At 69.6% G+C, this 14,335-nt stretch carries 9 protein-coding genes and 1 riboswitch; of the genes, 6 read left to right on the top strand and 3 right to left on the bottom strand.

From position 1 onward, the window contains the following. Window positions 1-192: 192 nt before the first annotated feature. Together BU28_RS23915 and BU28_RS0119535 are read left to right on the top strand one after the other, a co-directional pair. Window positions 193-1,662, top strand: coding sequence for an MATE family efflux transporter (locus tag BU28_RS23915; RefSeq protein WP_036763785.1), 1,470 nt, complete (start codon window positions 193-195; stop codon window positions 1,660-1,662). A gap of 56 nt (window positions 1,663-1,718) precedes the next feature. Next, a complete protein-coding gene (locus BU28_RS0119535) occupies window positions 1,719-2,966 on the top strand; it encodes an Hsp70 family protein (protein WP_028720914.1) in 1,248 nt (415 codons plus the stop codon). Here the strand turns inward: BU28_RS0119535 and BU28_RS0119540 are convergent. After that, window positions 2,948-3,595: a TenA family protein gene (locus BU28_RS0119540; protein WP_028720915.1), complete on the bottom strand. Its 648-nt coding sequence runs from the start codon at window positions 3,593-3,595 to the stop codon at window positions 2,948-2,950. The two genes, BU28_RS0119535 and BU28_RS0119540, sit on opposite strands and share 19 nt — an antisense overlap. 74 nt (window positions 3,596-3,669) lie before the next feature. Beyond that, window positions 3,670-3,793: riboswitch (TPP riboswitch) on the bottom strand. Between the two features lie 116 nt (window positions 3,794-3,909). Here BU28_RS0119540 and BU28_RS23920 point away from each other — a divergent pair. The 4 genes from BU28_RS23920 (at window position 3,910) to BU28_RS23925 (ending at window position 11,960) form a co-directional block, all read left to right on the top strand. Next, window positions 3,910-5,082 (top strand): AI-2E family transporter, encoded by a 1,173-nt coding sequence (locus BU28_RS23920; RefSeq protein WP_080620381.1) that lies wholly within the window; start codon window positions 3,910-3,912, stop codon window positions 5,080-5,082. A gap of 154 nt (window positions 5,083-5,236) precedes the next feature. Next, on the top strand, window positions 5,237-8,563 hold the full coding sequence (locus BU28_RS0119550; RefSeq protein WP_028720916.1) for a transglutaminase family protein: 3,327 nt from the start codon (window positions 5,237-5,239) through the stop codon (window positions 8,561-8,563). Between the two features lie 8 nt (window positions 8,564-8,571). Further along, window positions 8,572-10,977 carry a circularly permuted type 2 ATP-grasp protein gene (locus BU28_RS0119555; RefSeq protein ID WP_028720917.1) on the top strand — a complete coding sequence of 802 codons (2,406 nt, stop codon included), beginning with the start codon at window positions 8,572-8,574 and terminating at the stop codon, window positions 10,975-10,977. Next, entirely contained in the window at window positions 10,974-11,960 is a 987-nt protein-coding gene (locus BU28_RS23925; protein ID WP_233145066.1) for a transglutaminase family protein, read from the top strand. Before BU28_RS0119555 ends, BU28_RS23925 begins: the two co-directional genes overlap by 4 nt. Window positions 11,961-12,010: 50 nt before the next feature. On the opposite strand, the gene hflC is transcribed toward BU28_RS23925, so the two are convergent. Beyond that, window positions 12,011-13,108, bottom strand: a complete 1,098-nt coding sequence (gene hflC, locus BU28_RS0119565) for a protease modulator HflC (RefSeq protein ID WP_028720918.1) — start codon at window positions 13,106-13,108, stop codon at window positions 12,011-12,013. Continuing rightward, window positions 13,108-14,313 (bottom strand): FtsH protease activity modulator HflK, encoded by a 1,206-nt coding sequence (hflK, locus tag BU28_RS0119570; protein ID WP_028720919.1) that lies wholly within the window; start codon window positions 14,311-14,313, stop codon window positions 13,108-13,110. The genes hflC and hflK overlap by 1 nt, the downstream gene beginning before the upstream one ends. Window positions 14,314-14,335: the final 22 nt, after the last annotated feature.

Genomic DNA, 14,335 nt, shown 5'->3' on the forward strand with positions numbered 1-14,335 from the left:
CGCTCCGCGCATGATCACTCCCACTGTCTTCCTGCCAGTGATGAATCATGTTCTGCAAACCGCGTCGAGAAACGACTATTTCAGCAGCCTGCTAGGGCCCGGGTTTCGCAAAGCCTTGCGGTTTCGCCCTTGCCCTTGCGCGCTGGCCGCGCATCCTGACGCCCGGGCCGCGGCCGCAGAGAGACGAGGCAGATGAGACAGGGCACCGATCTGACCAGCGGACCGATCTATGCGACGCTGCTTGCCTTCGCGCTGCCCACGCTGGGATCGTCGGTGCTGCAATCGGCCAACGGCTCGATCGACGCGGTCTGGGTCGGGCGCCTTCTGGGCGAGAACGCGCTGGCCGCGACGACGAACGGCAACCTGATCATGTTCCTGCTGACGGCCTTCGTCTTCGGCTTCGGCATGGCCTCGACCATCCTGATCGGGCAGGCCGTGGGCCGGCGCGACATCGCCGCCGCGCGCGAGGTGGTCGGCACCGCCGTGGGCACCTTCGCGCCGCTCGCCATCCTCATCTCGGTCGCGGGCTGGTTTCTGGCGCCGCAGGTGCTGGCGCTGCTGGGCACGGGACCCGAGATCACGCCGCTGGCCCGCGACTTCCTGCGGGTGACCTTCTTCGCCATGCCGGCAATCCTGCTGCAGACCATGCTGATGATGGCGCTGCGCGGCACGGGGGATGCGGTGACGCCCTTGATCTTCATGGGCTTGGCCGTCATTCTTGATGTGGTTTTGAACCCCGTCTTCATCCTTGGGATGGGGCCTGCCCCGCGCATGGGGATCGGAGGTTCGGCCTTTGCGATGGCGGTCGCGAACTATGTCAGCCTGATCGCGATGGTCGGATACCTGTATCTGCGGCGCAATCCGCTGCGGCTGGCCGGGCCGGACCTGCGGCTGCTGATCCCGGCGCCCCCCGTGCTGCGGCTGATGCTGTCCAAGGGCCTGCCCATGGGCTTGCAGATGGTGGTGGTGTCCTCGGCCATGCTGACGATGATCTCGCTGGTCAATCGCGAAGGGGTGGACACGACCGCGGCCTTCGGCGCGACGCAGCAGCTGTGGACCTATGTGCAGATGCCGGCCATGGCCCTGGGCGCGGCGGTCAGCGCGATGGCCGCGCAGAACATCGGCGCCGGCCGCTGGGACCGGGTGTCGCAGATCACCCGGGCGGGCATTGTCTTCAACTTTCTGCTGACCGGCGGGCTGGTCCTTGTCCTGCTGATCGCGGATCGGGCCGCGCTGGGGCTGTTCCTGGGCGCCGAAAGCCCCGCCATCGCCATCGGCCAGCACATCGGCCGGCTGGCGACCTGGGCCTTCGTGGCCTTCGGGGTCAGCATGGTGCTGTTCGGCACCATCCGGGCCAACGGCCAGGTGCTCTGGCCGCTGATCATCCTGACCGTATCGCTGTACCCGGTCCGGCTGGGCGTCGCCCTGGGCCTGCGCGACAGGCTGGGGGTCGATGCGCTGTGGCTCAGCTTTCCCGCGGCGATGGTCGCGACCATGCTGATGGCGACGGTGCTTTACCTGCACGGCGGCTGGCGCAAGCTGCATGTCATGGCGGATCTGGACGGCCACACCGCCGAGGCCGCGTCCGTCACGACCGAGGCGGGCCCGCCCACCAGCCCGCGCAACCCCGCCCTGCCCCCGGCGCGTGACCCGGCGGAATAGCTTGCCCAGCGGCGCGATTGCCGCTATCAGCCCGGGCTTTTCCGAAAGGGGTTGCCATGCAGGACGACATCCTGGCCATCGACTTCGGCACGTCGAACAGCGCCGCCGCCGTGATCGAGAACGGCCGCATCCGCCGCCTTCCCATCGAGGAAGGGGCCGAGACCCTGCCGACCGCCGTGTTCTTCCCGCGCCGGGGCGCCATGCGGATCGGGACCGCCGCCGCCGAGGCGCTGATCGCGGGCGACGAGGGCCGCTACATGCGCGCGCTGAAAAGCGTGCTGGGCACCCCCCTGCTGCACGAATCGCGGCTGATCGGCGGGGAAAGGCGTACGGTTGCCGGCATCATCGCCGATTTCCTGACCGTGCTGAAGGCCCGGGCCGAGGCGGCGACGGGCCGCCGCTTCACCCGTGCCCTGTCGGGCCGGCCGGTGCATTTCCATTCCAACGACCCGGCGCGCGACGCGCAGGCGCAGGCCGATCTGCGGGCCTGCTATCTGGCGGCGGGCTTTGCCGAGGTCGATTTCCTGCCCGAACCCGAGGCCGCGGCTCTGGCCGCCCATGGGCTGGGCCTTGCCGGCGCGCCCGGGCTGGTCGTGGACATCGGCGGCGGCACCTCGGACTTTTCGGTGTTCCGGCATGAGGGCACGGGGCCGCGCATCCTTGCCAGCCATGGCATAAGGCTGGGCGGGACGGATTTCGACCATGCCGTGTCGATGACCCATGCCATGCCCGCGCTGGGCCATGGCGGTTCGCTGCGCCGGCAGATGGGTCCGGGGCTGCTGCCGGTGCCGAACGGGGTCTATTCGGACCTTGCGACCTGGGCGCGCATCCCGTTCCTTTACACGCCCGAGACGCGGCGCATGGCGGCCGACATGGTCCGGGTGGCCCAGGACCGCCCCGCGATGGAGCGGCTTGTCACCGTGCTCGAGGACGAGCTGGGCCATGAGCTGGCCTTTGCGGTCGAGCGCGGCAAGATCGCGGCGAACGGCGGCGGCGACGCCTGGATCGCCATGGGTTTCATCGAGCCCGGCCTGCGCCGCCCGGTCACCCCGGACAGCATGGGCGCCGCCCTTGCCGCCCATGCCGGGGACCTGTCCCGGGCCGCGCGCCAGACCCTGGACCTGGCGGGCATCGCGCCCGCGCAGGTCGGCAGCGTGATCCTGGTCGGCGGCTCCAGCCTGATGGGGCTGGTGGCCGAGGCCATGCGGGCGCTGTGCCCGCAGGCCCGGCTGGACCGTTCGGATGCCTTCACCGCCGTGGTCGACGGGCTCGCGCTGGCGACCGCTCAGGACGCGCTGGTATAGGCCGCGTCGAAGAAGGCGCGCTCCAAGGCGACGGCGCGGGTGAAGAAATCCCGCGCCTGGGCTTCGGCCCCCGGTCCCACGCGGTCCAGCTCGTCCCGCAGAAAGGCCACGAAGTCGCGAAAGAACGGGTTGTCGTGCAGGGTGATCCATTCGGCATGGACGAAGGTCCCGGGCAGGGGCCGGGGGGCGCGCGACGCCCAGTCGAGATACAGCCATTCCGCCACGGTCAGCACCGCCAGGATCGCCGCATAGGACCGCGTCGCCGCCGCCTCGCGCATGATCGCCTGGAACCCGGCCGTCGGCGCGCTGTCGGGGATCGCGGCCCGCGCCGCATCCGAAATGCCCAGCGCCGCGAAGCTGCGCAGGAAATAGTCGTTCTCGTCACCCGAGACCATGCCGGCAAAGCGGCCAAGGCGCAGCCGCGCCTGGAAACCGTCGGCCGAGGCGATGGCGCCCCCCAGCAGCGTCAGGAACGCGTCCAGGAAACGGTGATCCTGCACCAGATAGGCGCCCATCACCGCGTCCGGGATGGTGCCGTCGCACAGCTCGCGCACGAAGCGGTGCTGCACGGCGGCCGACCATTCGGGCTCGCTGGCGCGGCGCAGGGTTTCGGTGAAGCGTTCGGTCATAGGTCGCCCTTTCCCTTGGCGGGCGAGACCTTGGTTCGTCATCGTTCGGCCTCGCAGGTGAGGCCGGCGTCAGGCAGGCGCATCTCTCCCATCCCTTCGCCGGCATGATCCGGATCAGGTTCTAAGGGTCATCGCGCCGCCCGTTTCGGGACGCCAGCGAACTCTCAGCCCCTTGCCGGGACTCCCCTTGGTGGCGAACGGTATAGCGCGGCGTCATCGCCGTGTCACCCTGCCCTGGACTGATAAGCACCGATTCCCCGCTTGCAGCCCGGGGCGATCTGCGTTGATGTAGGCTGCATATCTGGGCGAGGACGATGAAGACCAACGAGGCAGCAGCAGGCCCCGACAATCCCGCCAGGCGGACGGTGCAGGCAACCGGGTTGCGTGCCCACCGCCCACCGCTTCTGACCAATGTCTCGGCGGCGCGCTGGCTGCTGCTGGCGATCGTGCTGGCCTCGGTCTATTTCTTCCACGGCTTCCTGGTGCCGGTGCTGGCGGCCACGGTCATCGCGCTTGCCAGCTGGCCCCTGCGCCGCCGGGGGGTCGAGCGGATGGGGCGCACGATCACCGCCTCGGTGATGGTGCTGGTGCTGGTCTGCTTTCTGGTCGTGCCCATCGCCATGGCGCTGGTCTATGCCTTCCGCGAACTCAGGGACTGGATCAGCTGGGCGTTCCTGGTGAATGCCGCCGGCGCGCCCACGCCCGGCTGGATGGTCGAGCTGCCCCAGATCGGACCCTGGCTGGACGAACAGTGGCGCACCTATATCGGCCACCCGGGCGGCATCAGCGAAATCGTGCAGGCGGTGTCGGGGTCGAACATCGGCACCATCTGGCGCGGCACGCTGACGGCGGGGTCGCTGGCCTTCCACCTGTTCCTGACGCTGCTGTTCCTGCTGATCACGCTGTTCGTCCTGTATCGCGATGGCGACCGGATCGTGGCGCAACTGGACCGCGTCGGCACCCGCATCCTGCCCGAACGCTGGGATCGGCTGTCGCGCGTGGTGCCGGCCACCATCAGTTCGACCGTGACCGGCATGACTCTGATCGCCATCGGAGAGGGCGTGATCCTGGGCACCGCCTACTGGATCGCGGGCGTGCCATCTCCGGTGACGCTGGGGGTCATCACGGGCTTCATGGCGCTGATACCCGGGGGGGCGCCGCTGTGCTTTACGCTGGTGTCGATCTATCTGGCGGCCAGCGGGGCGCCGGTGGCGGGGCTGGCGCTGGTCACCTGGGGCGCGTGCGAACTGTTCGTGGTGGACAAGACGATCCGCCCGATGCTGGTCGGCGGCCCGGTCAAGCTGCCCTTCCTGCCCACGTTCTTCGGCCTGGTGGGCGGGGTCAAGACGATGGGCCTGGTCGGCCTGTTCGTCGGCCCGGTGCTGATGGCGCTGCTGGTGTCGATCTGGCGCGAATGGCAGCGCGAGATCGCCGAAGACGAATTGCGCGCCGCCGGCCTGCCGGTGGTGCAGGACCTGCCGCGCTGATCTGCCCGTCTGCCGGGCAGCAACCGGCGCTTCGGTGCCGCCACGGCAGGCAATCCTTCGCAGCGTTCCGAAGCCGGGCGCAAAACGGCAGGCGACATTTGCTGTCGCGGCAGGCACTGTTACCCAGTGACAAAGGCAACAAGGCAGAGGGGCCATGTCGATCAAAGCCGGTATCTATCACCTGACCCACTACACCTACGACAGGCCCGTGATCCTGGGGCCGCAGGTGATCCGGCTGCGCCCGGCGCCCTGGTCGCGCACGCGGGTGATTTCCCACTCGCTCAAGGTCAGCCCGGGCGGGCATTTCGTGAACCACCAGCTGGACCCGTTCGGCAACTGGCTGGCGCGTTTCGTGTTCCCCGAGCCGGTGCGCGAGCTGAAGATCGAGGTCGACCTGGTCGCCGACATGACCGTTTACAACCCCTTTGACTTCTTCACCGAGGAAAGCGCCGAGCAATGGCCCTTTGACTACCCCGAGGAGCTGCTTGAAGAACTGGTGATCTATCGCCGGCCCGAGCCCGCCGGACCCTTGCTGCAGGGCCTGCTGGACGCCATTCCGCGCGACAGCCGGCGCACGACCGACTTCATCGTCTGGCTGAACAGCCAGATCTCGCAACGGGTGAACTATACCATCCGCATGGAGCCCGGCGTCCAGACGCCCGAGGAAACCCTGGCCGCCGCCAGCGGGTCCTGCCGTGACAGCAGTTGGCTGCTGGTGCAGGCGCTGCGCCATCTGGGCTTTGCCGCGCGCTTCGTCTCGGGCTATCTGATCCAGCTGAAGCCCGACCTGCAGGCGCTGGACGGGCCTTCGGGGACCGACCACGACTTCACCGACCTGCACGCCTGGGCCGAGGTCTATATTCCCGGCGCGGGCTGGATCGGGCTGGACCCGACCTCGGGGCTGCTGACCGGGGAAAGCCATATTCCGCTGGCCGCGACGCCGCATTACCGCAACGCGGCGCCGATCTCGGGCGGGTTCTACGGCACGGCGGAAACCGCCTTCGACTTCGACATGCGCATCCGCCGGGTGGCCGAGCATCCGCGCATCACCAAACCCTTTTCCGACGAGGCGTGGCAGGACCTGAACGCGCTGGGACTCAAGGTCGATCAGGCGCTGGCCGAAGGCGACGTGCGCCTGACCATGGGGGGCGAGCCCACCTTCGTCTCGATCGACGATTTCGAAAGCGCGGAATGGAACACCGACGCGGTGGGCCCGCAGAAGCGCGCCCTGGCCGACCAGCTGATCCGCCGGCTGCGCACGCGCTTTGCGCCGGGCGGCTTCCTGCATTACGGCCAGGGCAAGTGGTATCCCGGCGAAAGCCTGCCGCGCTGGACCTTTTCGCTGTATTGGCGCCGCGACGGCCAGCCGATCTGGCAGAACCCCGACCTGATCGCGGCCGAGGGCGTGGACCAGCAGGCCACGCCCCTGCAATCCCAGGAACTGCTGCGCGAGATCGCGGCCGAGCTGGACGTGCCGCAGGACAATATCCTGCCCGCCTATGAAGACCCCGCCGAATGGCTGCTGCGCGAGGCGAACCTGCCCGAGAACGTCAGCCCCGAGAACAGCAAGCTCAAGGACCCCGAGGAGCGTCACCGCATCGCCCAGGTCTTCAACCGCGGCCTGAACCAGCCGGTGGGCTTCGTCCTGCCGGTCCAGCCCTGGCAGGCGCGGGCCGGCGGGCGAAAGTGGTTTTCGGAACGCTGGCGGTTGCGGCGCGGCAAGGTCTATCTGACACCCGGCGACAGCGCCGCGGGCTATCGCCTGCCGCTGAGCAGTCTGCCGCATCTGACGCCCGCCGAATACCCCTATGTCAACCCGATGGACCCGACCGTTCCCCGGCCGGATCTGCCTCCGCCCACGGCGGCCCACCCCGCGCGCCGGACCCAGCCCATGGCCAGCTTCATCGCCAGCCCGCCCCAGCAGGCCATGCCCGGCCAAACCGCGGCCGAGATCGAGGGCCATGTCCGCACCGCCCTGACGGTCGAGCCGCGCGATGGCCGGCTGTGCGTCTTCATGCCGCCGGTCACCATGCTCGAGGATTACCTGGACCTGCTGCACGCGGCCGAGGCGGCCGCCCTGCGCCTGGGGCTGCGGATCCACATCGAAGGCTATCCGCCGCCGCAGGACCCGCGCCTGAACGTGATCCGCGTCGCCCCCGATCCCGGCGTGATCGAGGTCAACATCCACCCCGCCCACGGCTGGCAGGATTGCGTCGACATCACCACCGCCGTCTATGACGAGGCGCGCCAGTCCCGTCTGGGCGCCGACAAGTTCATGATCGACGGCAAGCATACCGGCACCGGCGGCGGCAACCATGTCGTGGTCGGCGGCCATACGACGATGGACAGCCCCTTCCTGCGACGGCCCGACCTGCTGGCCAGCCTGATCCTGCACTGGAATCGGCACCCGTCGCTCAGCTATCTGTTCTCGGGCCTGTTCATCGGCCCGACCAGCCAGGCCCCGCGCATCGACGAGGCGCGCCACGATGCGCTTTACGAACTGGAGATCGCGCTGGCCCAGATCCCGACGCCCGGCGCGGGGATGCCGCCGCAGCCCTGGCTGGTCGACCGCCTGCTGCGCAACATGCTGACCGACGTGACCGGCAACACGCATCGCGCCGAAATCTGCATCGACAAGCTTTACTCCCCCGACGGCCCCACCGGCCGCCTGGGCCTGGTCGAATTCCGCGGCTTCGAGATGCCGCCCGACCCGCGCATGAGCCTGGCCCAGCAACTGCTGATCCGGGCCCTGATCGCGCGGTTCTGGGCCAGCCCTGCGCAGGGGCCGCTGACCCGCTGGGGCACGGCGCTGCACGACCGCTTCATGCTGCCGCACTATGTCTGGCAGGATTTCCGCGACGTGCTGCGCGACCTGGCCCAGCACGGCTTTCCGCTGCGCGAGGAATGGTTCAAGGCGCAGCTGGAGTTCCGCTTTCCCTTCTGCGGCGAGGTCGAATACGAAGGCACCCACCTTGAAATCCGGCAGGCGCTGGAACCCTGGCACGTGCTGGGCGAAACCGGCGCCATCGGCGGCACGGTGCGCTATACCGACAGTTCGACCGAACGGCTGCAGGCCAGGCTGACCACGGCGGACCCCGGGCGCTATCTGGTGCTGTGCAACGGCCGGCCCATGCCCATGCGCGACGTGGGCGGGGGCGAGTCGGTCGCCGGCGTGCGCTACAAGGCCTGGCAGCCGGCCTCGGCCATCCATCCGGTGCTGCGGGTCGACGCGCCGCTGACATTCGACATCTTCGACAGTTGGTCGAACATGTCGCTGGGCGGCTGCACCTATCACGTCGCCCATCCCGGCGGGCGCAACTACGACACCTTCCCCGTGAACAGCAACGAGGCCGAAGCCCGCAGGCTGGCGCGCTTCCAGCCCTCGGGCCATACGCCGGGCTACGGTTTCCAGCCACAGGCCGAGCGTTTTTCGCCCGAGTTTCCCATGACGCTTGACCTGCGCCGGCCCCAGGGCCTCTAGTCGGGGGCATGGAACCTGCGACATCAGCCAGCGTGGCGCCGCCGCGGCCCGAGGGTCTTGACCTGGGGCTGGCCGACTATCGTCCGCCGCCCGGCGTCCCGGACGAGCTGATGCGCCCGGACGGGCGGTTGCGGCCGCTGTGGGGCCCGCTGTTGCGCCACCTGCGGCGCTTTTCGCCCGAAGGCATGGCCCGCGCCCTGACCCGCGCCGACCAGTATCTGCGCGACTCGGGGGTGTTCTATCGCCAGTACGACACCGGCACCTCGACCGAGCGGCCCTGGCCGCTGAGCCACATCCCGGTTCTGATCGCCGAGCGCGACTGGACCGAGGTCAGCGCCGCCCTGATCCAGCGCGCCGACCTGCTTGAGGCGGTAATGGCCGATCTTTACGGGCAGAACCGGCTGGTCGCCTCGGGCCATCTGCCGCCGCGGCTGGTCGCGGCGAACCCGCAATGGCTGCGCCCGATGGTGGGCGTGCGCCCACGCGGCGGGCATTACCTGCATTTCGTGGCCTTCGACATCGGGCGCGGCCCGGATGGCAAATGGTGGGTCCTGTCGGACCGGACGCAGGCACCGTCGGGCGCAGGCTATGCGCTGGAAAACCGTGTGGCGACCTCGCGCGCGTTCAGCGACGTGTTCGACAATCAGAACGTCCACCGGCTGGCGGGGTTCTTTCGCGACTTTCGCGACGCGCTGATGGACGAACGCAGCGACCGCGACGCCCGCATCGCGATCCTGACCCCGGGACCGCTGAACGAAACCTACTACGAACACGCCTGGATCGCGCGCTACCTGGGCTTTACGATGGTGCAGGGCGACGACCTGGTGGTCGCGCAAGGCCGGCTGATGGTGCGCACCGTGTCGGGACTGCGGCCCATCGACATCCTGTGGCGGCGGATGGACGGCGACTATACCGACCCGCTGGAGCTGAACCCCGCTTCGCGCATCGGCACGCCGGGGATGGTTTCGGCCCTGCGCCACGGCGGCGTGACGATGGTGAACGCGCTGGGCTCGGGCGTGCTTGAAACCCGGGCGATGATGGCGTTCCTGCCCAAGCTCGCGCCGCTTCTGACCGGAGCGCCGCTGGCGATGCCGAACATCGCGACCTGGTGGCTGGGGGGCGCGGCGGAACGCGCCGTGGTCCTGGAGGACCCCAAGCGCCTCGCGCTCAGCCAGGCGCTTGCCACCGCCCTGCCCTTTGAAAGCGGGTCGGCGACGCTTGCCTCAAGCCTGCCGCGCGCGGAACTGGAACGCCTGCTTGCCGCCGAAGGGCCCGAGCTTGTCGCGCAGGAAACCGTCACCCTGTCCACCACGCCCGCCCTGGTCGAGGGGCGGATCGTGCCGCGCCCGCTTGGCCTGCGGGTGTTTCTGGCGCGCACCCGGCAGGGCTGGCAGGTCATGCCCGGCGGCTTTGCCCGCGTCGGCGTCTCGGCCGAGCCCACGGCGCTGGCCATGCAGCGCGGCGGGGCGGCGGCCGATGTCTGGATCGTCAGCCCCACGGATGTGCCCGCCGTCACCATGGCGCCGCCCCGGAAGGGGCCGTTCCGCCGCTCGGCCCCCGGCGCGCTGCCGTCGCGGGCGGCCGACAACCTGTTCTGGATGGGGCGCTATGTCGAACGGACCGAAGGCATCGTCCGGCTTTTGCGCGCGCGCCACATCCGCCTGGCCGAAAGCGGACGCGGCGCCCTGCCCCTGCAAGAGGTGATCGACGCCCTTCTGGCAAGCTATGGCATCGACCCTGCCCGGCCGCTGCCGACGGGGCTGATCGACACGCTGGCCGCCGCCGTCGGAAGCGCCGGGCAGGTCCGCGACCGCTTTTCGCCCGATGGCTGGTCGGCGCTGACCGACCTTGAAAAAAGCGCGCGGCGCATGGCCGGCAAGGTGTCCGCCGGGGACGACGCGGCGCGGGCGCTGTCGGCGCTGCTGCGCAAGCTGGCGGGATTTTCGGGGCTGGTGCACGAAAACATGTACCGCTTTCTGGGCTGGCGCTTCCTGACACTCGGCCGGATGCACGAACGCGCCTCGGGCATGACGGCCGTGGTCGCGGCGCTGGCCGACGACACCGCCCCGCCCGGCGCGCTGGACCTGTGCGTCGAACTGGGCGACAGCGTGCTGACCCACCGCCGCCGTTTCAGCGTCTCGACCTCGCGCGAGACCGTGATCGATCTGCTGATGCTGGACCCGCTGAACCCGCGGTCGCTGCGCCATCAGGTCGACCACATGATGGCGCAGATCGAGCAACTGCCCGGTGCCGCCCGCCACGGCGAATATTCCGAACTGGGCCGCGCCATGCTGCGCCTGCAGACCGATGTCGCGACCCACACGCCCGAAACCCTGACGACCCTGGCGCTGAACGACTTGCGCATCGCCATCGCCGACCTCTCCGACCTTCTGACCGAGGCGTATCTGCGGTGACGATCTATTCCATGCAGGTGGCGTTCCGCTATGAATTCGACCGCCCGGCGGGCGCGGGACGGCAGCTGTTCCGCATCCTGCCGGCCGTCATTCCCGGCATCCAGACGCTGCTGCGCGCCGAGGTCAGCATCGAGCCCGACCCCGACGAGACGGCCGAGTTCCGCGATTTCTACGGCACGCGGGTGATCGAACTGGTCATGCCTCCGGGCCTGAGCGAACTGGAGCTGGTGCTGGATGCCGAGGTCGAGCGCATCGGCCACGACCCCGGCCTGGACATTTCCGCCACCCTGTCCCACCTGCCGGCCGAAATCGCCCATTACAAGACGCTGGATGCGGCCTCGCCGCATCATTTCCTGGCCCCGACCGAGCGGATCCCGCCGATGCCCGCCGTCGCGGCCTTCGCGCGGCAGGCGACCGCCAAGGCCGCTACCGCCCGCGAGGCGCTCGAGATGCTGGGCCTTGCGCTGCATCGGCACATAACCTTCGACGGCAAGGCCACCGACGTGAACACGCCCCCGGCCCAGGCCTTCGAGATGCGGCGCGGGGTCTGCCAGGACTTTGCCCAGATCATGGTCGGGGCGCTGCGCAGCCTGGGCCTGCCGGCGGCCTATGTCGGGGGCTATCTGCGCACCCTGCCGCCGCCCGGCCAGCCGCGGCTTGTGGGGGCGGATGCAACCCATGCCTGGGTGCGCGCCTGGTGCGGAACGGAAACCGGATGGATCGACTATGATCCGACCAACGCCTGCTTCGCGCTGGGCGATCACATCGACATCGGTTTCGGCCGCGACTATGACGAGGTGGCCCCGGTCGCCGGCATGCTGCGGCTGGAGGGGCGGCAGGCCAGCAGCCATTCCGTCGACATCGAGGAATCCCCCGTGCAGGACCCGCGCGCCCTGTGGTCGCCGCTGGGCCCGCCGGGCGTGGGTCCCGAGCTTGGAACTAGGCCCCGCCCCGTCATGCCCCCACCTGCCGGCGAAGGCTGAACGAAAAGGGCGGGACCGCCGCCCCGCCCCCTTTCTTTTGTCACCCCGGCTTAGTTCGCGGGCGTCGTCGGAACCACGCTTTGTTCCTGCGGTGGGCTCGACAGCACTTCGGGCATCGGGGTCAGGGTGACGCCCGCCGCCTCGCCCAGGGGCTCGCCCTCGCGGTTCGTCTCCGACGGCGGCACGTCGGCCTCGGTCGCCGCCGGCACCACGGCGGGTGCGGGCGCGACGACCGACAGCGCGGCCGCAGCCGCCGCCGGCACCGGGTTGGCGCGCTCGGCCCCGTCGCTTTTCAGATAATCGAAGAACTCGCCCTCGGGCTGGATCACCAGCGAGCTGTTTTCCCCGCGCAGCGCCCGTTCATAGGACGTCATCGACCGGGTGAAGGCAAAGAACTCGGGGTCGCGGCCGAACGCTGCGGCATAGATCGCGTTGCGGCGGGCATCGGCCTCACCGCGCACGATCTCGGCCTTCTTGCGGGCTTCCGAGGTCAGTTCCACCACGGTCCGGTCGGCTGCGGCGCGCACGCGCTGCGCCGCTTCGCCGCCGCGGGCGATCTCGTCGGCGGCCTCGCGCTCGCGTTCGGCGCGCATCCGGGCATAGGTGGCGTTCAGGTTCTGCTCGGGCAGGTCGGTCCGGGTCAGGCGCACGTCGATGACGCGCACACCCAAATCCTCGGCGTTCTGCCGGGCCAGGTCGCGGATCTGGTTCATCAGCGGCGTGCGGTCGTCCGACAGCACCGTCGTCGAGGGCACCGAGCCCAGCACCTGCCGGATCGCGTTCGTCACGATGTCGGCCAGCCGCTGCTGGGCGAACTGCACGCCCCCTGCGGCGGTGGCGCGGCGGAACTGCACCACGTCCGTGATCTGCCAGCGGGCGAAGGCATCGACCACCAGGCGACGGTCGTCCAGCGGCGTCACCTCCATCGGCGGGGTCGGGATGCCAAGGATGCGCGCGTCATAGCGCACCACCTGGTCGATGAAGGGCACCTTCAGGCCCAGGCCGGGGTTTTCGCGCACGTCCACCACTTCACCGAAGCGCAGGACCAGCGCCTTCTGGCGCACGTCGACGATATAGACCGAGGCCATGACCAGCACCGCCACCACGATCAGGAAGGGCAGCAGCAGCATCGAGATCGCACGGTTCATCACTGGTTCCCCCCGTTCGGCGTATTGGTTGCGGCGGGTTGGCCGGGACGCAGGCGGTCAAGCGGCAGATAGGGCACGACGCCCTGCCCGGCCTGACCGTCGATTAGCACCTTGTTCGCCTGCCCCAGGACTTTCTCCATCGTTTCCAGATACATGCGGCGGCGTGTCACATCGGGGGCCTTGATATATTCGTCATGGACCGAGATGAAGCGCGCGGCCTCGCCCTCGGCGGTGTTCACGGCGTCGGCGCGATAGGCCTCGGCGCGTTCGATCAGGGCGGCGGCCTCGCCTCGGGCATTGGCCAGGACGCGGTTGGCATAGGCGTCGGCCTCTTTTTCCAGCCGGTCGCGTTCCTGCTGGGCGGCCTGCACCTCGCGGAAGCTGTCGATCACCTCGCGCGGGGGGTCGGCGCGGTCCAGGTTCACCCGCACCACGTTGATCCCCGACTCATAGGCGTCCAGCGTCGATTGCGCGGCCAGCTTCAGGTCCTCGGCGATGGTGCCGCGGTCGCGGTTCAGGATCGGCGCCAGCTCCGAGCGCGCCACGATGTCGCGCATGGCGGATTCGGCCACTGCGCGGATCGTGTCCTCGGGGTCGGCCAGGTTGAACAGGTATTTCTCGGGGTCCGAGATGTTCCAGACGACCTGATAGGCCATGTCCACGATGTTCTGGTCGCGGGTCAGCATCAGGCCCGAATCCATCGGACCGGCGCGGCCGGTGCCGATTTCCGTCGTGCGTTCCCCCGAAACCGAGACGACCTCGGCCCGGACGACCGGCCAGGGGGCAAAGTTCAGGCCCTCGTCCGCGGTGGCGAAGGGGCGGCCGAACAGCAGTTCGACGGCGCGTTCCTCGGGGTTGACGGTATAGAAGGACATGAAGGCCCAGACCGCGACGGCGCCAAGGCCCACCAGCCCCCAGGACCCCCGGCTCATCTGGAAGCCCGAGGGACGGCGCGGGCCGCCCGGACCGCCGCGCGGGCCGCCCGGTCCCTTGCCGCCCATCAGCACGCGCAGCTTGTCCTGGCCCTTGCGCACCAGATCCTCGATCTCGGGCCGCTGGTCGCCCCGGCGCGGGCCCTGCGGCCCCGGGTTGCGATCCCCCTGATTGCCGCCGGCACTGCCCCAGGGCCGCTGGCCCCCCTGCGGCGGCTCCTTGCCGCCCTTGCCGTCATCTCCTCCGCCGCCCCAGGGGCCTTGTCCCGCCATGCGTGTCTCTCGCCTCGTCTGC

It is taken from the genome of Paracoccus yeei ATCC BAA-599 (genome assembly GCF_000622145.1).
In the GTDB taxonomy this organism is placed as follows: Bacteria; Pseudomonadota; Alphaproteobacteria; order Rhodobacterales; family Rhodobacteraceae; genus Paracoccus; species Paracoccus yeei.